The organism is Telluria sp. AIW5, assembly GCF_056680575.1.
On sequence record NZ_CM155289.1, the window covers coordinates 2,296,226 to 2,317,231 of the forward strand.

Consider the following 21,006-nt stretch of genomic DNA (forward strand, 5'->3'; position numbering starts at 1 on the left):
TGCATGCTAAACAATCTTAACAGTCTCAACCACTGGATGTGACGTAAACACAACGCTTGCACCGAAATAGGGCGCGTTAGGAGCAAGAACGCGCCTTTTTCATCACGCCGCCTGCCCGCCGAGTGCACTCTCGCTGCGCAGCAGGCGCGCCGCCTCCACCATGTTCGCGAGTGCCGCACGGGTCTCCGGCCAGGCGCGCGTCTTGAGGCCGCAGTCGGGATTCACCCACAGCTGCCGCGGCGCGATCACTTCGGCCGCCTTGCGCATCAGGCGCAGGATGTCGTCGGCGGACGGCACGCGCGGCGAGTGGATATCGTAGACGCCGGGCCCGATGGCGTTCGGGTAGGCGAAGCTGCCGAAGCCGCGCAGCAGTTCCATGTCCGAACGGCTGGTCTCGATGGTGATGACGTCGGCGTCGAGCGCGGCGATCTGCGGCAGGATGTCGTTGAACTCGGCGTAGCACATGTGGGTGTGCAGCTGGGTCGTGTCCTGGATGCCGCAGGCGGCGATGCGGAAGGCGCGCGTGGCCCAGTCCAGGTAGCCGTCCCAGGCTGCGCGCCGCAGCGGCAGGCCTTCGCGCAGCGCCGGCTCGTCGATCTGGATGATGCCGATACCGGCCGCTTCCAGGTCCTGCGCTTCGTCGCGGATCGCCAGCGCAATCTGCAGCGCGGTGGTGGAGCGCGGCTGGTCGTCGCGAACGAAGGACCATTGCAGGATCGTTACCGGCCCGGTCAGCATGCCTTTCATCGGACGCGCCGTGAGGCCCTGGGCATAGGCGCTCCAGGCCACCGTCATCGGGGCGGGGCGGGCGACGTCGCCGAACAGCACGGGCGGCTTCACGCAGCGCGAGCCGTAGGACTGCACCCAACCGTTGGCACTGAAGGCAAAGCCGTCCAGCTGTTCGCCGAAATATTCGACCATGTCGTTGCGCTCGGCCTCGCCGTGCACCGGCACGTCGATGCCGAGCGCTTCCTGCTCGCTGACCGCGTGGCCGATCTCGCGCCGCATTGCCGCTTCATAGTCGCCCTGCGCCAGTTCGCCGCGTTTGAAGGCGGCGCGCGCGGCGCGGATCGCCGCCGTCTGCGGGAAGGAGCCGATGGTCGTCGTCGGATACAGCGGCAAACCGAAGCGTTCCTGCTGCGCGGCCTCGCGTACCGGATAGGGACTGGTGCGGCGGTCGGCATCGGGCGCCAGCGCCGCCAGGCGCGCGGCGACTTCGGGCCGGCGCACGCGCGCGCTGGTGCGGCGCGCCTCGCACGCCGCGCGCGCCTCGCGCAGGTCGAGCCAGACGCTGCCTTCGCCCTCTGCCAGCGCTTGCCGCAGGACCTGCAGCTCGCCCAGTTTTTCGCGGGCGCCGGCCAGCCAGCCGCGCAGTTCGGGGTCGATCGCCGCGTCCTCGCGCAGGCTCAGCGGCACGTGCAGGAGCGAGCAGGAAGGCGCCAGCCAGAGTTCGCCGCCGCGGCGCGCGGCCAGCGGCAGGAGCCGCGCCAATGCGGCGTCGAGGTCGGTGCGCCAGATGTTGCGGCCGTCGACGATGCCGACCGATAGCAGCTTGTGCGCAGGCAGCCAGTCGGCGATCGATTGCAGCTCGTGCCCGGCGCGTACCGCATCGACGTGCAGGCCGGCGACCGGCAGCTTGCAGGCCATGCTGAGGTTTTCCTCGAGCGGCGAAAAATAGGTGGCCAGCAGCAGCGGAAGCTGGGCCGTGTTGAGGCGCTGGTAGCTGCGCTCGAAGGCGAGGATCCAGGCACCCGGCAGGCCCAGGCCGAGGATCGGCTCGTCGAGCTGCGCCCATTCGGCGCCGGCCGCCTTCAATTCCACCAGCAGCTGGACGTAGGCCGGCAGCAGGGCGTCGAGCAGGTCGAGTTTGTCGAAGCCGGGGTCGCGCGTCTTGCCCAGCCAGAGGAAACTCAGGGGACCGATCAGCGCCACTTTTACGCGGTGGCCGAGCGATCGCGCCTGGGCCACCTCGCCCAGCAGGCGTTCGGAGGCCAGCGCAAAGGTGGAGGCGGCATCGAACTCCGGCACCAGGTAGTGGTAGTTGGTGTCGAACCACTTCGTCATTTCCAGGGCTGCCGTGCCTCCAGGCTGCGCGCTGCCGCAGCAGATGCCGTCCGCATGCTCGTGCGCGACGCCGCGTGCCAGCGTGAAGTAGCGTGCCAGCGCCGTTTCGCTGCCGTCGAAGCCGAAGCGTGCCGGCTCGCAGCCGAACAGCTGGATGTGGTTCGCCACGTGGTCGTAGAAGGCGAAGTCGCCGACGCTGACGAAGTCGAGCTCCGCAGCTGCCTGTTCCGCCCAGTGGCGTTCGCGCAGCGCGGCGCCGACCGCTTCCAGCGCCGCGGCATCGATCTCGCCGCGCCAGTGGCGCTCCAGGGCAAACTTCAGTTCACGTTGCAGGCCGATGCGGGGATAGCCGAGAGTATGAGTTTTTATCATGATTATCGAAATCTGTATGAATGAGACTATCGATTATCGGCAGAGCTGGTGCATAATTCAAACGACAAATTTTGCTAATCATGTGAAAAATATTCATGGAGTGTGGATGGGAACCTCGATCCTCGAACTGCGCCACCTGCGCACCCTGCTGGCCCTGAAGGAGGCGGGCACCATTTCGCGCGCGGCGCAGCTGCTGAACGTGACGCAGTCGGCCTTGTCGCACCAGGTGCTGGCGCTGGAACGCCAGTACGACGCCAGCCTGTTCGAGCGCAAGTCGACGCCGGTCGCGTTCACGGCGGCTGGCCAGCGCCTGCTCGAGTTGGCGACGCAGGTGCTGCCGCTGGTCGGTTCGGCCGAACGCGACCTGGCGCGCATGGCCAGCGACGGCAGCGGCAAGCTGCGCATCGCGGTCGAGTGCCACACCTGTTTCGACTGGCTGATGCCGTCGATGGATGCGCTGCGCGAACGCTGGCCCGAAGTGGAGCAGGACATCGTGTCCGGTTTCCAGGCCGACCCGGTCGGCCTGCTGCACCAGGACCGCGCGGAAGTGGCGATCGTCTCGGAACTGGACGAGAGCGAAACGGACATGGTGTTTCATCCGCTGTTCGAATTCGAGATGGTCGCGATCCTGCCGCTGGGCCATCCCTGTTTGACCAAGCCGTATCTCGAAGCGCAGGATTTTGCCGGCCAGGCCCTGATCACCTACCCGGTGCCGGACGAGATGCTCGACCTGGTGCGCCAGGTGCTGCGCCCGGCCGGCGTCGAGCCGCCGCGCAGGACGACCGAGCTGACGGTGGGGATGCTGCAGCTGGTGGCCAGCGGCCGCGGTTTCGCGGCGCTGCCGCTGTGGGCGGTGAACGGTTACCTGGAGCGCGGCTACGTGGCGCGCCAGCGCATCGGCCCCGATGGCCTGACCGCGCGCCTGTATGCGGTAGTGCCGAAGCGGCTGGCAGGCAGCGCCTACCTGGCCGACTTCGTGCAGGTGATGCGCGAGACCTCGCTGCTGGCGCTGCCGGGGATCAGGTTGCTGTGACGCGGTCCTGATCGGCCGCTGGGCCAGCGGCGGCCCCGGTCAATCGAGGGTGATCGCCTTCGCCTTGATGACCTTGCCCCATTTTTCCCGTTCGGCTTTGGCATACGCCGCCATCTCGCCCGGGCTGCCGGGAATGGCTTCCAGTCCGAGCGCCTGGAAGCGCGCCTTGACCGCCTCCGTGTTGATCGCCTTGATCAAGGCTTTGTTCAGCGTCTCGATGGTTGCCGCCGGCGTTTTGGCCGGCGCCACCATGCCCTGCCAGGCGTAGGCTTCGAAGCCCGCCATGCCTTGCTCGGCCAGCGTCGGGATCGTGTCGAAATTCTGCACGCGCTTCAGGCTCGCCACGCCGATCGCCCGTAGTTTGCCGGCGCGGATGTGGGAGCCGCCGCTGGCGGTATCGACGAACATGAAGGGCACCTGGCCGCCGATGACATCCTGCACCGCGGGCGCCGCGCCTTTATAGGGCGCGTGCGTCAGTTTCAGGTGGGCGAGATCGGAAAACAGCTCGGTGGCGAGATGATGCGGGCTGCCTGCGCCGGGAGTGGCGTACGCGACCGGATCATGCTGCGCCTTCACCCACGCCGTGAACTCCTGCAGGTTTTTCACGGGGACCTGGGGATTGACCACCAGGATCATCGGGAAGCGCGCCATCAGGCCGACGGGCGCGAAGTCCTGTTCGGCGTTGTAGCCGGGCTTGCTGTACAAGAACTGGTTGGTGGAGAGCGTTGCCGTATCGGCCGTCAGCACGACCTGGCCATCGGGTTTGGCCTTGGCGGCATAGGCCGCGCCGATATTCGTGCCGGCGCCCGGCTTGTTGTTGATGATGATCGGCTGCCCGAGCGTCTTCGTCATTTCCGACGCGATCACGCGCGCGACGACATCGGAACCGCCGCCTGGGGCGTAGGGAACGACCCATTCGACGGGGCCGGTGGGATAGGCGAACGCGGCGATCGGAGCGGAAAATACGAGTGCGGCGATGCAGCGGCGGGTGAGCGTCGAAAAGGTCATGGTGTCTCCATTGGCGTTATGTTTGTAGTAACCAACTTTAACACGCTTCGACGCGTCCGCCGACCAGCACGGCGCCGCCTGCGACCATGGTCCGGATCAGGCAATCGCGTCCCGTCGCGCGGCCCTGGCGCAGCAGCAGGCCATGTTTGATCGCGACGGTGAGCGCACCGGCGGCGACGCCGGTCGCGCTGTCTTCCAGCGCTGGCTCGAGGTGGTTGAAGTTGCGGCCCTCGTATTCCGCTTCGCCGACACGGCACCACACGTAGCAGCCGCTGACGCCGTGTTCACGGCCCCAGGCGACAATCGCTTCCAGGTCGGGCCTTAGTCCGTGCAAGGTATCGGCATCCGCCACTTCCAGCAGCAGCTTCGGGCTGCCGACCGAGGCGATGAGGGGCGCGCTGGCCAGTTGGAGCCCGGGCGCATCGAGCAGGCGGGCGGGCAGGGCGGCGTCGATGTCGACCTGCGGCGCTTGCTGCGGGGCCAGCCTGACGAATACATCCGCACCATCGCGCGACAGGGTCAGGCGCTGGCCATGCATGGCTGTCGTCACCGTGAGTGGTGTGTCGTCGCCATGCCGCTCGAACAGCACCCGCGCCGCCGCCAGCGTCGCGTGCAGGCAGAGCGGGCTGCGCATGTGCGGGTAAATGAAATCGAGCGTGGCGGCCACATCGGGTTCGCCGGCGGGGTCGAGAAAGACGCAAGTGAGCGCCCGCTCACGCGCCAGAGCCAGGCGTGTCGCGGCGTCAACAGGACCATCAATGACCACCAGCGCCGGATTGCCGCCGCCCTGGTCCTTACCGAAACAGCTGAATTTTAGTGTCCGCATGGAAAATGATTGCCAAGTTGATCTCGTCGGTTATACTGTGTTTTTATACAGTAGTTGGTGTGTTCATCACATTTTAACTTGCCGATGTCATCGATACCCCAGCCGCCGGCCCAGAGCCTGCCCGCTCATTTGCCTGATTATGCCGAGCTGTTCTGCCTCTCGAACTTCACCTTCCTGCAAGGCGCTTCCCACGCCGAGGAGCTGGTGGCGCGGGCGGTGAAGCTGGGGTATGCGGCGCTGGCGCTGACCGACGAGTGTTCGCTCGCCGGCGTGGTGCGCGCCCATGCCGAGGCGAAGAAGGCGGCGCTGCCCTTCATCGTCGGCGCCCATTTTCATTTGAAGCACCCGGGGGGCGATCCTGCGCTGTCCCTGATCCTGCTGGCCCGGAACCGCAACGGCTACGGCAACCTGTCCGAGTTCATCACGCTGGGGCGCACGCGCAGCGAGAAGGGGACCTATTTCCTCACGCCGGACGACATCGCCAACCCGCCGCCGGAACTGGCGCACCTGAAAGGCATGCCCGACTGCCTGGCGATCCTGCTGCCGCATTATCCGGGCCACGAGCCGAAAGACGTCGACCGCCTGCATGAACAAGCGCGCTGGGTGGCGGCGCAGTTTCCGGACCGCGCCTGGCTTGGTCTCGTGCTGCTGCACCGCGCCTTCGACGATGCGCACCGGGTCACGATCGAGGAAGTCGGCTGGCAGCACCGCCTGCCGATCGTCGCCCTCGGCCACGTCGTGATGCATGTCCGGTCGAGGAAGCCCTTGCAGGACACGCTCACCGCCACGCGCCTGAACAAGCCGGTGGCCGAATGCGGTTACGGTCTCGCGCAGAACGCCGAGCAGCACCTGCGCGCCCGCCTGCGCCTGGCGAACATCTATTCGCGCGAGGCCTTGAACGAGACACTCCGTATCGCTTCCCTGTGTCGCTTCTCGCTCGACGAGCTGCGCTACGAATACCCGAACGAAGTCGTCCCGAAGGGGCACACGGCATCGAGCTTCCTGCGCTCCGAAACCTATATCGGCGCGCACCGGCGTTTTAAAGAAGGGATTCCGGCCAAGGTGCAGGCGCAGGTTGAGCACGAGTTAAGCCTGATTGCCGAGATGGGCTATGAACACTACTTCCTCACCGTCTACGACATCGTCCACTTCGCGCGCTCGAACAACATCCTGTGCCAGGGGCGCGGTTCGGCCGCCAATTCGGCCGTGTGCTACTGCCTCGGCATCACCGAAGTCGATCCGGCGCGCGCCAACCTCTTATTTGAAAGATTCATTTCGAAGGAGCGCAACGAGCCGCCGGACATCGACGTCGACTTCGAGCACCAGCGCCGCGAAGAGGTCATCCAGTACATCTACAACAAGTACGGCCGCACCCGCGCCGCGCTGGCCGCGGTGGTGATCAGCTACCGCCCGAAAAGCGCGCTGCGCGACAGCGGCCGCGCACTCGGCGTCGACCTCGGGATCATCGAAAAGGTTTGCAAGGCCCACCGCTGGTTCGACAACAAGGCGGACCTGCTGAACCGTTTAGCCGAGAGCGGCCTCGATCCGGAAGCGCCGCTGTCGCGCCAGTGGGCGATCCTGGCCACCCAGCTGCTGAACTTCCCGCGCCACCTGTCGCAGCACCCGGGCGGCTTCGTCATCGCCCAGGGAAAACTGTCGAGGCTCGTCCCCATCGAGAACGCGACCATGGCCGACCGCAGCGTCATCCAGTGGGACAAGAACGACCTCGAGGAACTCGGCCTGATGAAGGTCGACGTGCTGGCGCTGGGCATGCTGTCGATGCTGCGGCGCGCGCTCGAACTGGTCAGCCTGCGCCACGGCAGCCTGTTCGAGATGCAGGACATCCCGCTAGAGGACAAGGCGACCTACGACATGATCTGCGCGGCCGATACGGTGGGCGTCTTCCAGATCGAGTCGCGCGCGCAAATGAGCATGCTGCCGCGGATGAAGCCGCGCGTTTTTTATGACCTCGTGATCGAGGTGGCGGTGGTGCGCCCGGGGCCGATCCAGGGCGGCATGGTCCATCCCTACCTGCGGCGGCGCCAGGGCCTCGAACCGGTGCGCTATCCGAGCGAGGAAATGAAGGCCGCGCTCGGGCGCACGCTGGGCGTGCCGATCTTCCAGGAGCAGGTGATGCAGGTGGCGATCCTCGGCGCCGGTTTCACGCCGGGTGAAGCCGACCAGCTGCGGCGCGCGATGGCCGCCTGGAAGCGCAAGGGCGGACTGGAACACTATTACGACCGCATCGTGCGCGGCATGCTCGAACGCGGCTATGAACTCGAGTTCGCGGAAGCGATCTTCAGCCAGATCCAGGGCTTCGGCGAATACGGTTTTCCCGAGTCGCACGCGGCCAGCTTTGCGCTGCTGGCCTATGCCAGCTCCTGGATGAAGTGCCACGAGCCGGCCGCGTTTTTATGCGCGCTGTTGAACAGCCAGCCGATGGGTTTTTACTCGCCCTCGCAGCTGGTGCAGGACGCCCGGCGCCACGGCATCGAAGTGCGGCCGGTCGATATCGCCATCAGCGGCTGGGAGTCGACGCTGGAAGAGCTGCACGACCCGACGCGCCAGCCCGCGGTGCGCCTGGGTTTGTCCCTCCAGCGCGGCATGAGCCGCGAGGCCGCGGCGCGCATCGAGGACGCGCGCGCGATCCGGCCTTTCGATAGCGTGGCCGACCTGGCGAGGCGGGCAGGGCTCGACCGCGGCGACTTGCAGGTGCTGGCCGGCGCCAACGCCCTGCGCTCGCTCGCCGGGCATCGCCGGGAAGCCTTATGGCAGGCGGTCGGCGCCGTGCCCGACAAGGACCTGCTGCGCCCGACCACGCCGGAGGAAGAGATGCCGGTGCTGGCCGCGCCGTCGGAAGGCGACGAGATCGTCGGCGACTACCGCGCGCAAGGCCTTACTTTGGGACGGCACCCGGTGGCGCTGCTGCGCAAGCAATTGCTGGCGCAGCGCTTCATGCCTGCGTCCGTGCTGAACGAATACGCCGACGGCCAGCTCGCGCGCGGCTGCGGCCTGGTGACCGTGCGCCAGCGTCCCGGCACCGCGAACGGCGTGCTGTTCATGACGCTGGAAGACGAGACGGGCAACGTCAACGTGATCGTCTGGCCGGACCTGGTCGAACACCAGCGGCGCGAGGTGCTGGGCGCGAACCTGCTGGGGGTGTACGGGATCTGGCAGAGCCAGGGGCAGGTGAAGCACCTGGTGGCGAAGCGGCTGGTGGATATGTCGCATTTGCTGGGCAGGCTGGCGACGAATAGCCGGGATTTTTGCTGAGGATGAGCGAGCCAGAGGCTAAAAACACCGTTCGACACGTGGAACCGGGCTATTCATCACGTATCTTCCCCGCTTGAAAACGCAGGGCCGCGACCAGCAAGGAAAAGGCCGGTGTCGGCTGGCGCCGGCTTGGATAGTAAAGGTGGTAGCCGGACATTGGTGCCGACCAGTCTGCCAACACCCGGACCAGTCGTCCGGCTGCCAGGTGTTCCTTGACGACATCTTCAGGCAGGTAACCCATTCCAAGGCCCGCCAGGGCGCTGTCGAGTTGCAGCGTCATCGTGTTGAAGGCCCGTTGTCCGCCCGGGCGTACCTTCAATTCGCGTCCCTCTTTTTCGAAGGGCCACGACCAGACACCTCCGGACGTCGGCAGGCGCAATGCGATGCAACGATGTGCGTTCAGCTCATGCGGCGTCCTGGGCTTCCCGTATTTCTTGAAATACGCAGGCGCACCAACCACGCATTGCTCGAAGTCCGGCCCGATACGCACAGCAATCATGTCTTGCGCGACCTGTTCACCGAGGCGGACCCCCGCGTCGAACCGGTCCGCCACGATGTCGGCGAGACGGTAGTCGTTGATGATCTCGCATGCCGGGCACGCGCGCTTTTCGCCCGACTTCAGGAGGCGGGCGCCTCAGGCCAGTATCGACCCGAGCGCATCGACCAGCGCCGCACATTCCGCATCCGTGCCGATACTGATGCGCAGGAACTGGTCGATGCGCGGTCGATTGAAGTGTCGCACGAGGATGGCGCGCTGGCGCAGTTCGGCTGCCAGCCTGGCGCCGTCGTGCTGCGGGTGGCGCGCGAAGATGAAGTTGGCATGCGAGGGCAGCACTTCAAAGCCCAGCGCCTGCATCTGCGCCGTCAACCAGCCGCGGCTGGCAATGATGGCGCGCGCAGTCTGTTCCATGTAGGCCTGATCGTCCAGCGCGGCCACTGCGCCGGCTTGCTGCACCTGGCCCAGCGGATAGCAGTTGAAGCTGTTCTTGACGCGCTCCAGGCCTGCGATCAGGTCGGGATGGCCGACTGCGAAGCCGACCCGCAGGCCGGCCAGCGAACGTGACTTCGACAAGGTCTGGATGACCAGCACATTACTGTAGCGATCCAGCAGCGTCACGGCGCTTTGGGCGCCGAAGTCCACGTAAGCTTCGTCGATCACAAGCACCTGGTCCGGATGCATGGCCGCCAGTATGGCAATGCTCGCCAAAGGGAGTGCGATGCCTGTCGGTGCGTTCGGGTTGGCGATGATGATCGCGCCGCACGGCTGCTGGTACGCCTCGACCTCGATCTCGAAGCGGTCGTTGAGCGGCACCAGCACATGCTCGATGCCGTACAGGCTGCAGTAAGTCGGATAGAAGCTGTAGCTGATGTCCGGGCTCAGCAGCGGCTTGTCATGCTTGAGCAGCGCGTGGAAGGTGTGTGCCAGTACCTCGTCGGAGCTGTTGCCAACGAAGACCTGTTCGCGTTCCAGCCCAAACCGGCGCGCCACCGCATCTTTCACCATCGTGTTCGACGGGTCCGGATACTTGCGCAGGTCATCGCCAACGGCGGCCTGCATTGCGGCCACCGCCCGGGGCGACGGGCCATACGGGTTTTCATTGGTGTTGAGCTTGATCAGTCCAGGTATCTGTACCTGCTCGCCCGGCGTATAAGGTACGAGGTCGTGGACGATATCACTCCAGAAACGGCTCATTACATCTTCTCCAATGCACACTAATCAAGGCGGCGGGAACAGCTCAACGACGGAGGATTATACGGGGCCGGGATGACCCTCACATTTTGTTGAGCCGCCGGGCGGCCTGCAGCGGCGGCGTATCGCCTAATGGCAGCAGCGCGGCCACCCGCGTCAGCGTGCGAACGGCCCTTGCCTCGCCGAAGCGCAAACCACGTCCCCGTAACTGCGGCAGCGAACGTACCGGCTCGGGCGTGATCTCCACCGCGGCGCGCACCAGCAGCCGCTGGAGCGGACGCAGCGGCGCGGGCACGAGCGGCGCCTCGGCCATGATGCGCAAAAACTCGGCGAGGATGCCTGAACCCTCCAGCCCCGGCGCGGCCGTGTCGAGCAGCGCCTCCCACGCGGCCCAGGAGCGCGGCACGCCGGTCGCGCCGTACAGGCGGGCGGCGGGCTGGGCTTCGACGAAGGCGGCATCCTTCTCGTCCGGCGACAGGGGGTGGAGGTAGCGGTGATAAGCCTCGGTGAATCCGAACACGGCGCTCGCCTGCACCCAGTCGAGCAGGCGCGGATCGTTGGCGTGAAAGGGCAGGCCATCGGGCGTGGTGCCGCGCACCTGGCCGTGCACCCGCACCACCTGCGCGATCAGCTTTTCCGCCGCCGGGCGCGGGCCATACACCGTCATCATGGCCGCAAAGCCGGTGCGGCGCAGGCGCATGCCCGGATCGCGCTGGAAGCCCCCCGCGTTCCAGACGCCCGAACGTACCGATGGTTCGGCCAGTTCGAGCAGCACCGCGGCCACGCCGCCGATAAACAGCGAGACCGGATTGGCGAACACCCGCCAGGCGACGCCGTCCGGCGGCGCCAGCGCCGGCTCGCCTGGCGGCTGGCTGAAGTCGAAGGCCATGCCTGGGGGAGGGCGCAGCAGCTCGCGTATCGTTTCCAGCATCGCCGGCGTTCCTCCACAAAGTCCGCGATACAGCTTACCCCGGTTCACCGGAGCTTGCCGCCATCACGGAGGCGCCGGGAGCCCGGGACGCGCTCCCCGGCACGCAAGGGAAGGTTCAATGCGCGGCGGTGCTGCGTTTCGTCTTGAAAAAAGCCCAGGTTTCCTCGGCCGTATCGACGTCGTGATTCATGTTGCCCAGGAGTTTGCGCAGCAGCCAGGGAAGCTCGTCGTTTTTGGCCGCTTCGATATGTCCTCCGCCATCGATCCGCAAGAACTCGACCTGGACGCCCGCGGGGTCGGCTCCCCAGACATACCGTGTGGCGGAAGTCGGGTCGTCGGGACGGAGGTGCGGGAAGCGGTTCGTCGCTGCCGTGTCGGGCAATTTGGCGAGCGTTCGCCAGATGGTGACCGTTTGCTCGGCGCCGAGGGTGGTGCCGCGTCCATGCAGCATCCAGCTGCCGGCTTTTCCGCCGGCATAGGGCACGATCTCGTCGGCCGTGCCGTGTTCGATGAATACCGACAATGGGTGCGATGGTGGCGGGCACGCACTCTGTGCCGCCATGAGGCCGCTTTGCACGCCGATGGCGGCAAGCCGGGGCGCCAGTTCGATCCCGGCGCGGTAGGCCATCGCGCCGCCATGCGATACACCGTACACGTAGACAGGCTTCGGATCGGCGTCAAACCTGGCAATCGCGGTGTCGATCAGCGCGCCGATAAATCCGACGTCGTCGGTGGTCGTGTTGGTGGCGGCATCGCTGCGGCAGTCGTTCCACGAGTGCTTGTCGTCGCTCCCCTTCACACCATCGGGGGCGAGGATCAGCATGTTTTCGCGTTCCGCCAACGCCGTCCACGCCTGCGTCTTGTAACCGGCGAAGGATTTCAGGCCGACCATCACGGCGGCGCTGCCGCCATGGCCGTGCAGCAGGATAAGAAGGGGACGCTTCGCCTTCGGCTTTCCTTCCGCCTCGACGGCGATGAAATGCCGTTGCCCTTCGGGACGCGCCAGCAGATGGTCGCTGATGGTAACCGCACACGCCGGCGCTGCCAGTCCCGCGGCGAGCAGGCAGAAGAACCACGCGCTACGTCGACCCATACCTCACCTCTCTTGAACGGTTAGTAAACTGATGCTTGTCCTGCGGTCTTTTGCATGCCGCACCTTCAAGGCGCCGAAAGAAACGCCTTCACTTCCGCCTGGAAGCGCTGCGGCTGGTCCCACATGATGAAGTGGGCGCTGTCGGGAATGCGCTTCAGGGTCAGGTGTTGAACGGGCGAGTACGCAGCCTTGTAGACGCCGTCGAACTGCTCGGCCGGCAGCGGTACGCTCTTTGGCTGGACGTACAGCACCGTGACCGGCACCGTCATCTTCGACAGCTCGGGAATCAGGTTGGTGACGATCAGTTCGCGATAGGCACGGATGCCGACGTCAACGTCGCTGCTCATCGAATCCTCGATCGCCCCGGGGCGCATCGCTTCCGTGTCGACCATGCCGACGATGGTCTCGGTGGCCCGTTTCGAGCGCTGCTCCGGGCTGGCGCCGCGCATGCCGGCGGCGATCCCGTCGGCGACCGCTTCCACCCTGGCCGGCGCGGCGCCGGGACCGGCGAAGAAGCTGCCGAGGTAAGGAACCATGTCGACCACCATCAGGCGCGACAGCGCGTCCGGGTGGCGGCTCGCCAGCATCATGCCGATGGTGCCGCCCATCGAATGGCCGATGACGGCGGGCTGCCCGAGGTTTGACTCCCTGATGTAGCGGACAATCTCGTCCGCAACCGGGGCGGCCACCGTCCCTTCCTTGTTGCCGCCGGCGGCCTTGCCGGCGAATCCCGCGATGTGTACCAGGTGATAGCGGTAGCCCGGAAGCGCGGCGACGGTCGAGGCCCAGGCGCGCGGCGAGGAGTTCAGGCCCGGGATGAGGACGACGTCGGGCCCCGAGCCCTCGGTGCGCACGGTGATGCGCTGCGAGGCGAAAGGCGCCGCGAGCACGTGCGTGAGCGGAAGGGCGGCCAGCACCGCCAGCGTGGTGGTCAGCCATGTGCGGCGCGAAAACATCGTGAAGTTCATCCGGGCTCCTCAGCGTTATCCGACAGACGGGGCCGGCAACAAACCCGCGCTGGCCATCCAGCACCCAGTGTAGTCGATTTAAGTTGCTAAAAATTCACAGATTGTCACCGGATGTCGCCTGTTCGTCCGGTCGGGCGAGGCGCCGAATCCTGCTTCACGTTGCGGTAACAATTCGTCCACACGCGTCCTATACTGAAGCTCCACCATCATTTGCAGGAGACAGCCATGAAAGCGATCCACCCCGTACTCGCAGCGCTGGGCACTGTGCTCGTGTTCTCGACCGGCAGCGCGCTCGCGCAATCGGGCATGAAAAAGGCCGACGGCGTGCTTGCCGACGCCAAGGGCATGACGGTCTACACGTTCGACAAGGACACCGCCGGCTCCGGCAAGAGCGCGTGCAACGAAGCATGCGCCAAGATGTGGCCGCCGGTGATGGTGACCGAATCGAGCGTTACCTCACCCTATTCGACGGTCAGGCGCGACGACGGCACGACACAGCTGGCCTACAAGGGCAAGCCTTTGTACCTGTTCGCCAAGGATACGAAACCGGGCGAGCGCAAGGGCGACAAGATGAAGGATATGTGGCACGTTGTAGCTGACTGAGGGCCGACTGAGGGCTGCCTGAGCTTCGCCCCGGCCTGGCCAGCTCAGCTGAGCCAGGCCTTGAGTACGTCGGCGCTTTGCTCCATGCCGAACTTCAGGCGCTCCTGCGCGTGCGCCGTGCATTGCTCGAGCGTGCCGTTGCCCTGGCTGGCTGCCTGGGCGGCGATCGCCTTGCTGGCGATGCCGAAGGCGGTGATGGCCTGGTCCCAGCGCAGGCCGGAAGCCAGTGCTTCCTCGACGGCATGCGCGGCGAGCGCGCCCAGTTTGTCGATCAGTGCGTCGTCGGTTCCGAGTTTTAGCATTTCCCGCTCTCCTGAATCAGTCGAATCATGCTGGAATAGTAAGGCATGCCGACCGCAGGGCCTTGCACCAATGCCGCTGACGCTGCTCAGCCGCGGCCTACCGCGCACCTGTGACCGACTCGCAAAGCGGCCTGCGGGCGGCGCGCGCCCCGCATCCGCCAAGACCTAATTCGTCTTCGGATTGAGCAGGTATTCGCCGCCGCTTGCGTGTCCCGAAGAGATGATGATGCCGTAGGAAGTCACCTGGCCGGCGTTGTTGGTCACTTTGTCGCGAATCGACAGCAGCATGTCCCGGGCCGGGATTTCGCCTTTCGCCTCCTGCAGCTGGTGCAGCAGGTAATAGGTGAAGGGCGAGTGCCCGTCGAGCGTGCTGTCGGCCACGACTTCTTCGCCGCCGGAAGACATCGCCACCACCGAGCGGCGCATCAGGATGGCGTTCCGGTTCAAGCCGGTGCGCTGTTCCTCGGCCACGCCTTCGCGGGTGAGGGAGCCCGAGAAACAGCTGTCGGACACCAGCAGCTGCTGGCGCGCCGGGTTGTTCGCCATGAAGCGCGCGATGTCGATGTTCGACAGCCAGCCGCGCGGATCGTCGACATTCGCGTCGGTCGGAATCCAGTAGCCGACCGAGGAACCGGGGTGGATATAGCCATGGCCGGCATAGAACACCTCGTCCTCGGGCAGGCCGGTGAGGTCGCCCGAGAAACGGAAGGCCCGCACCTCGAGGCTGCCTTCGGTAATGTCCCCGCGTGCCGGCCGGGATGTCGGGGCCACCACGCGCGGCGGCGCGGCCTTTGGCGCGGCGGGAGTCGGGGGCGTGGAGGGCGGCCGGAGCGTGCCGGCCTGGGGTTGCACCGACTGGGCGGGGCAGGCGGCGGCAGCAAGGCCAGCGCGTATGCAAAGGGGGGCAGCCGCTTGTTCGTTCGTCGCTGAGCCTGTTTTTGAGTAGTTTTCGGCGGGACCAGAATGCGGAATACGACAAAAAGGATGCTCTTTTTGTATTTCTTGGTCAATAACCTTATTGAAAGATTTTCACGCCCTGTGGTATGGGCTGCACAGCTTGCTACAGGGGCATAAAAAAACCGCCCGGCAATGCGGACGGCTTTTTGTCGAGGCGGGGAGAACGGTGAAAACCGTTTAGAAGGTTTGCCACGCGTCGGCGCCGGTGCCCTGGCCGCAGGCCAAAAGACCCATTGCCACTGCTCCAAGGTGTATATGAGCTGCCCGGGCCAGCATAACGCGCGGGCATGCCCGCCCTACGTTACACAGCGGTCTCGACCAACAATGACGACGGTGGCGCACCGTAGGGCGGGCATGCCCGCGCGTCGACCTCAAGAACAAAGGCCGCTCCGATGTGAATCGCAGCGGCCTCCTTCACTGAACGGCATCAAGACGCGATGCCTGGCTTCGTTTGATCAGGTCAGCAGGAAGTCAGAACTCTTCCCAATCGCCGCCACCGGCCGCGACCGGTTTGGACGGCGTCTTGTTGACGAACTTGTCCTTGCGTGCGGCGGCGGCAGGCCTGGCCGCAATGCGCGCAGGCGTTGCCGCGGCCTTCTTGATTGCCGGGCGGCTTGCCTGGTGCGCCGGCAGCGCGACGTCATGGGCGCGGTCGAGCTTGAACACGCCGACCACTTGCGCCAGCGTTGCGGCCTGGTCCTGCATCGAGGCGGCGGCGGCTGCCGCTTCTTCGACCAGGGCGGCGTTCTGCTGGGTGACCTGGTCCATCTGCCCGATGGCCTGGTTGACCTGCTCGATGCCGCCGGTCTGTTCCTGGCTGGCGGCGGTGATCTCGGCCATGATGTCGGTGACGCGGCGGATCGAGGAGACGACCTGCTCCATCGTCGCGCCGGCCTGGTCGACCAGTTTGGCGCCGACGTCGACCTTGTCGACCGAGTCGCCGATCAGGACCTTGATTTCCTTCGCCGCCGCGGCCGAACGCTGCGCCAGGTTGCGCACTTCGGAAGCGACGACGGCGAAGCCGCGGCCCTGTTCGCCGGCACGTGCCGCTTCGACTGCCGCGTTCAGCGCCAGGATGTTGGTCTGGAAGGCGATGCCGTCGATGACGCCGATGATGTCGACGATCTTGCGCGACGATTCGTTGATCGAACCCATGGTCGTGATGACCTGGCCGACCACCGCGCCGCCTTGCTGCGCCACTTCCGACGCCGTGATCGACAGCTGGTTGGCCTGGCGCGCGTTGTCGGCGTTCTGGCGCACGGTGGTGGTCAGTTCTTCCATCGACGCCGCGGTTTCTTCGAGGGCGCCGGCTTGCTGTTCGGTGCGGCTCGAGAGGTCCAGGTTGCCGGCCGAGATTTCAGCCGAGCCGGTGGCGATGGTATCGGTGCCGCTGCGCACCTGGGACACGATCTTGACCAGGCTGTCGTTCATGTGGCCCAGGGCGCGCAGCAGGGCGCCGGTTTCGTCTTTGCTATTGGTGGCGATGGTGCGGGTCAGGTCGCCGCCGGCCACGGTTTCGGCCAGCTCCACGGCAGCGCGGATCGGACGGGTGATGCCGGTGGTGAGCAGCCACGACAGGATCGCGCCGAGCAGGACGGCGACGGCGGTCAGCAGCGAGATGACGGTGATGCTGCGGCTGGCATTGGCGTCGATCGCCTTGGCGGTCGCGTCGATGCTCGAGCGCTGCATGACGACCAGTTCCTGCAGCAGGTCCTGGTACAGCTTGGCGGCCGGGGTGAATTTCTCGTCGAGCATTTTCGCCGCTTCTTCTTCGTTGCCGGCGGCCTTGGCCTTGACGGCGCCGTCGCGCGAGGCGCTGTAGGCCTTGCGCTGCTCGAGGATCTTCGCGAACAGGGCTTTCTCGGCCTCGCCTTCGATCAGCGGCTCGATTCCCTTGAGCAGTTCGGCGGCCTTCTTCACCGAGGCGGCCGAGTCTTCCTTGAAGTAGGGGCCGAGCGCCGGGTCGGTGCTCTTGACGATGGCGGAGGTGCGGCGGATCGACGCGAAGTTCAGGCTGTACCAGTCGGTGATCAGGCGTTCTTTCGTCAGCGGCGCGGCCATCATGTTGCGGGTCTTGTCGGCCACCTGGGTGAGGCGCCAGATGCCGGCGAGTGCGATCAGCACGGTCATGGCGAGGATCAGCGCGAAGCCGAGTCCGAGGCGCTTGCCGATCTTGATGTTCGAGATGAAGCCCATTACAGCATTCCTTTGGTGACTGGTATTCGTGAATTGGAAGGCATGGCGGCCGAACCAGCACGAGCGGCCATGAAGCGACAGGAATGCCGCTGGGAAAAGCGGATTTTAAGGCCGGTGCCCTTACCAAGGCTACAAAAAAGTGATGTACGGCAATTTTTACGACACTTTCGCTGTCAGCCTTGCCACGTTAATTGTTAAATATTGCTTTGCTGCATCTGATTTGTTAGGCTTGCGGCCCCGGGGAATCTGGACTAGATTCCGTGTCACCCGCGCCGCATGGCGCTCATTCTGACCAGACCATGAAACCATCGAACCGTCTCCTGAAACACCTCCTGCTGGCCGGCGCGACCGTCGCCGGCGCCGTCCAGGTATCCGCCCAGGCAGCAGCCCTGCCGCCGGAATTCACGACCCAGCTGGACAAGGATTACCCGAGCATCGAAGCCCTCTACCAGGACCTGCACCGCAATCCTGAACTGGCCTTCAACGAAGTCCAGACCGCGAAGAAGCTGGCCGAGCGCGTGAAGGCGCTGGGCTTCGAAGTCACCACCGGCATCGGCGGCACCGGCATCGTCGCGATCCTGAAAAACGGTCCCGGCCCGATCGCCATGCTGCGCACCGAACTCGATGCGCTGCCGGTGCAGGAAAAGACCGGCCTGGCCTTTGCCAGCACCGTCACCACCAAGAACGCGGCCGGCGAGACCGTGCCGACCATGCACGCCTGTGGCCACGACGTCCACATGTCGGCCTGGTATGCCACGGCCAAGCTGATGGCGGAAAACCGCAAGGCCTGGAGCGGCACGCTGATGCTGGTCGGCCAGCCGGCCGAAGAGCCGTTGAAGGGTTCGGCCGCGATGTTGAAAGATGGCCTGTTCAAGCGCTTCCCGAAGCCTGACTACGCGATCTCGCTGCACGACGAAGGCACGCTGCCGGCCGGCCAGGTCGGCTGGCATTCCGCCCACTTCCGCGCTTCGGCCGATACGGTCACGATCACCGTCCACGGCCAGGGCGGCCACGGCGCGACGCCACAGGAAACGCGCGACCCGGTCGTCATGTCGGCGCGTATCGTGATGGCGCTGCAGACCCTGATCTCGCGCGAGAACAACCCGGCCGACCCGGTCGTCATCACCGTCGGCAGCATCCACGGCGGCACCCAGGCCAACATCGTGCCGGACCAGGTCAAGCTGCTGCTGACGGTGCGTACCTTCAAGCCGGAAGTGCGCCAGCGCGTCCTGGCCAGCATCGTGCGCGAAGTCGAAGGCGAAGCAATGGCCGCCGGCGCACCGAAGAAGCCGGAAGTCGACATCGTGCCCGGCGCCGACTCGGTCTACAACGATCCGGAGCTGACCGCACGCGCGGTGGCCGCGGTGCAGGGAGCGTTGGGCGCCCAGAACGTGGTCGAAATGCCGGCCAAGATGACCTCGGAAGATTTTGCGAATTACGGCCAGGCCGGCGTCAAGGCCGTGCTGCTGCACGTGGGCGCAGTGGAGCCGGGCAAGCTGGCGGCCGCGCGCAAGGCCGGCAAGTACCCGCCGGGCACGCACTCGCCGCAGTGGGCGCCGGAATTCAAGCCGACCGTGCGTTCGTTCATTACGGCGGAGACGGCGATTTTGCTGGACCTGCTCAAGCCGGGGCAGAAGAAGTAAGGTAATGACGTAATCACGAAGACGCCGGCGCGATGCCGGCGTTTTTGTTTGTGGATGCGGATCGATCATTCGGATGTTGTACCGCGTGGAGTCAGGACTCCACCCTACGAACAGCGATGAATCGTAGGGTGGACTCTTGAGTCCACGCGGTACATCGCATGCACGCCTGGGACGGCCAAAAAAAAACCGCCCGGCATGCGGGCGGCTTTCATCGATCACCTTGATCGACCAAGGCGATCAGAACGTTTCCCACTCATCGGCCGTGGCCGTGGCACGCGCCGCCGGCTTCACGCCCGCCGCAGCGGGCGCCCTGGCGGCACGCGCGAGCTGCTTCGGACGGACCGCGGGCGCACGCGTGGTGGCGGCTGCCGGAGCCGCCTGCGCATCGAGCTTGAACACGCCGACCACCTGCGCCAGTTTGGCCGCCTGTTCCTGCATCGACGCCGCCGCCGCTGCCGATTCCTCGACCAGGGCCGCGTTCTGCTGGGTCGCTTCGTCCATCTGGCCGATGGCGATGTTGACCTGCTCGATGCCGCCGGTCTGCTCCTGGGTCGCGTGGGTGATCTCGGCCATGATGTCGGTGACGCGGCGGATCGATTCCACCACCTGCTCCATCGTGGCGCCGGCCTGGTCGACCAGTTTGGCCCCCAAATCGACTTTCTCGACCGAGTCGCCGATCAGGCCCTTGATTTCCTTGGCCGCCGCGGCCGAACGCTGGGCCAGGGTGCGCACTTCCGAAGCCACGACCGCGAAACCGCGGCCCTGTTCGCCGGCACGCGCCGCTTCGACTGCCGCGTTCAGCGCCAGGATATTGGTCTGGAAGGCGATGCCGTCGATGACGCCGATGATGTCGACGATCTTGCGCGATGACTCATTAATCGAACCCATGGTCGTGATGACCTTGCCGACCACGGCGCCGCCTTCGACCGCCACGTTCGATGCGGTGATGGCGAGCTGGTTTGCTTCGCGCGCATTGTCGGCGTTCTGGCGCACGGTGCCGGTGATCTGTTCCATCGAGGCGGCGGTTTCTTCCAGCGAGGCGGCCTGCTGTTCGGTGCGCGAAGACAAATCCATATTGCCCGCGGCGATTTCGCCCGAGGCCCCGCTGATGGTGTCGGTGCCGCCGCGTACTTCGCTGACGATGTTGACCAGGCTGTCGTTCATGTGGCGCAATGCGCGCAGCAGGGCGCCGGTTTCGTCCTTCGTCGTGGCGTCGATGCGGCGCGTCAGGTCGCCGCTGGCGACGGTTTCGGCGAGCGTCACCGCTTCGCGGATCGGACGCACGATGCCGCGCGTGAGCAGCCAGGAGAAGAGCGCGCCCAGCGCCACCGCGACCGCGGTCAGCAGGCCGATCATGCGTGCGCTGTGCTGGTTATCGGCCTTGATGCCGGCAGCGGTGGCGTCGATGCGATCCTGCTGCAGCTTGACCAGTTCGGCCAGGGTGCCTTCGTAGGCATCCGCGGCCGGCATGTATTCCTCGGTCAGGACGCGGGCCGCACCGTCGGGGTCGCCGTCCGCGCGCGCCTTGACCGCCTTGTTCTTGGCATCGGTGTAGGCCTTGCGCATCGCGCTGATGCGGTCGAACAATGCGTGCTCCTGCTCGCCTTCGAGCATCGGTTCGATTTTCTTGATCAGCTCGGTCGTGTGGCCGGAAGTCTTGGCGCCGTCGGCCTTGAAGAATTCCACCAGGCTCGTATCGCTGCTCTTGACGATGGCGGCGGTGCGGCGTACCGCGGCGAAGGTCTGGGTATGCCACTCGCTCATCAGGCGTTCCTTGGCCAGGGGCGCGGCCATCATGGCGTTGGTGGCATCGGCGATCGTATTCAGGCGCCAGATGCCGGCGCCGGCGATCAATACGGTCAGCGCAAGCACCAGCGTAAAGACGGCGCCCAGGCGTTTTCCGATGTTCAAGTTAGCAAATGCTTTCATTCCTATAACCTTTTCTCATACGCTGTTTGAGCCCGGAATTTTACATTGCCAAATGGTAATTGGCGTATGTCTACGGAAACTACGTATTTCAAAATGCGACAGTGCGCGCGTTCAGGAC

16 protein-coding genes are annotated in these 21,006 nt (G+C 65.6%); 4 read left to right on the forward strand and 12 right to left on the reverse strand.

Features of this window, described 5'->3' with window-relative positions:
- Positions 1-102: 102 nt before the first annotated feature.
- Positions 103-2,436: a 5-methyltetrahydropteroyltriglutamate--homocysteine S-methyltransferase gene (gene metE, locus AC1MEM_RS10090; RefSeq protein WP_499476994.1), complete on the reverse strand. Its 2,334-nt coding sequence runs from the start codon at positions 2,434-2,436 to the stop codon at positions 103-105.
- 106 nt (positions 2,437-2,542) lie between these two features.
- On the opposite strand from metE, the gene AC1MEM_RS10095 reads away from it, so the two are divergent.
- Complete coding sequence (locus AC1MEM_RS10095; RefSeq protein ID WP_499476995.1) at positions 2,543-3,469, forward strand: LysR family transcriptional regulator; 927 nt, start codon at positions 2,543-2,545, stop codon at positions 3,467-3,469.
- A 39-nt stretch (positions 3,470-3,508) separates the two neighbouring features.
- On the opposite strand, the gene AC1MEM_RS10100 is transcribed toward AC1MEM_RS10095, so the two are convergent.
- Both AC1MEM_RS10100 and AC1MEM_RS10105 read right to left on the reverse strand, forming a co-directional pair.
- The gene (locus AC1MEM_RS10100; RefSeq protein WP_499476997.1) at positions 3,509-4,477 is read right to left on the reverse strand and encodes a Bug family tripartite tricarboxylate transporter substrate binding protein; all 969 of its coding nucleotides are present in this window, start codon (positions 4,475-4,477) and stop codon (positions 3,509-3,511) included.
- Positions 4,478-4,514: 37 nt separating this feature from the next.
- Positions 4,515-5,303: a PhzF family phenazine biosynthesis protein gene (locus AC1MEM_RS10105; protein ID WP_499476998.1), complete on the reverse strand. Its 789-nt coding sequence runs from the start codon at positions 5,301-5,303 to the stop codon at positions 4,515-4,517.
- 84 nt (positions 5,304-5,387) lie between these two features.
- Here AC1MEM_RS10105 and AC1MEM_RS10110 point away from each other — a divergent pair, with 84 nt between their 5' ends.
- Positions 5,388-8,576 (forward strand): error-prone DNA polymerase, encoded by a 3,189-nt coding sequence (locus AC1MEM_RS10110; protein WP_499477000.1) that lies wholly within the window; start codon positions 5,388-5,390, stop codon positions 8,574-8,576.
- A gap of 49 nt (positions 8,577-8,625) precedes the next feature.
- On the opposite strand, the gene AC1MEM_RS10115 is transcribed toward AC1MEM_RS10110, so the two are convergent.
- The 5 genes from AC1MEM_RS10115 to AC1MEM_RS10135 form a co-directional block, all read right to left on the reverse strand.
- Complete coding sequence (locus AC1MEM_RS10115; RefSeq protein ID WP_499477001.1) at positions 8,626-9,129, reverse strand: LysR substrate-binding domain-containing protein; 504 nt, start codon at positions 9,127-9,129, stop codon at positions 8,626-8,628.
- 81 nt (positions 9,130-9,210) lie between these two features.
- Complete coding sequence (gene hisC, locus AC1MEM_RS10120; RefSeq protein ID WP_499477002.1) at positions 9,211-10,269, reverse strand: histidinol-phosphate transaminase; 1,059 nt, start codon at positions 10,267-10,269, stop codon at positions 9,211-9,213.
- A gap of 79 nt (positions 10,270-10,348) precedes the next feature.
- Entirely contained in the window at positions 10,349-11,197 is an 849-nt protein-coding gene (locus AC1MEM_RS10125; protein ID WP_499477004.1) for an oxygenase MpaB family protein, read from the reverse strand.
- A gap of 115 nt (positions 11,198-11,312) precedes the next feature.
- On the reverse strand, positions 11,313-12,290 hold the full coding sequence (locus tag AC1MEM_RS10130) for a CE1 family esterase (protein ID WP_499477006.1): 978 nt from the start codon (positions 12,288-12,290) through the stop codon (positions 11,313-11,315).
- Positions 12,291-12,355: 65 nt separating this feature from the next.
- Complete coding sequence (locus AC1MEM_RS10135) at positions 12,356-13,258, reverse strand: alpha/beta fold hydrolase (RefSeq protein ID WP_499477007.1); 903 nt, start codon at positions 13,256-13,258, stop codon at positions 12,356-12,358.
- Positions 13,259-13,483: 225 nt separating this feature from the next.
- Between AC1MEM_RS10135 and AC1MEM_RS10140 the strand changes: the two genes are divergently transcribed.
- On the forward strand, positions 13,484-13,861 hold the full coding sequence (locus tag AC1MEM_RS10140; protein WP_499477009.1) for a COG4315 family predicted lipoprotein: 378 nt from the start codon (positions 13,484-13,486) through the stop codon (positions 13,859-13,861).
- Positions 13,862-13,905: 44 nt separating this feature from the next.
- Here the strand turns inward: AC1MEM_RS10140 and AC1MEM_RS10145 are convergent, their stop codons facing one another.
- The 3 genes from AC1MEM_RS10145 to AC1MEM_RS10155 all read right to left on the reverse strand — a co-directional run bounded on the left by AC1MEM_RS10145 (position 13,906) and on the right by AC1MEM_RS10155 (position 17,316).
- Positions 13,906-14,163, reverse strand: coding sequence for a hypothetical protein (locus tag AC1MEM_RS10145; protein ID WP_499477010.1), 258 nt, complete (start codon positions 14,161-14,163; stop codon positions 13,906-13,908).
- A gap of 165 nt (positions 14,164-14,328) precedes the next feature.
- Positions 14,329-14,934 carry a caspase family protein gene (locus AC1MEM_RS10150; RefSeq protein WP_499477012.1) on the reverse strand — a complete coding sequence of 202 codons (606 nt, stop codon included), beginning with the start codon at positions 14,932-14,934 and terminating at the stop codon, positions 14,329-14,331.
- Positions 14,935-15,591: 657 nt separating this feature from the next.
- The gene (locus tag AC1MEM_RS10155; protein ID WP_499477013.1) at positions 15,592-17,316 is read right to left on the reverse strand and encodes a methyl-accepting chemotaxis protein; all 1,725 of its coding nucleotides are present in this window, start codon (positions 17,314-17,316) and stop codon (positions 15,592-15,594) included.
- A 299-nt stretch (positions 17,317-17,615) separates the two neighbouring features.
- Between AC1MEM_RS10155 and AC1MEM_RS10160 the strand changes: the two genes are divergently transcribed.
- Positions 17,616-18,959: an amidohydrolase gene (locus AC1MEM_RS10160; RefSeq protein WP_499477014.1), complete on the forward strand. Its 1,344-nt coding sequence runs from the start codon at positions 17,616-17,618 to the stop codon at positions 18,957-18,959.
- 237 nt (positions 18,960-19,196) lie between these two features.
- On the opposite strand, the gene AC1MEM_RS10165 is transcribed toward AC1MEM_RS10160, so the two are convergent.
- Entirely contained in the window at positions 19,197-20,888 is a 1,692-nt protein-coding gene (locus AC1MEM_RS10165; protein ID WP_499477015.1) for a methyl-accepting chemotaxis protein, read from the reverse strand.
- Positions 20,889-21,006 lie beyond the last annotated feature (118 nt).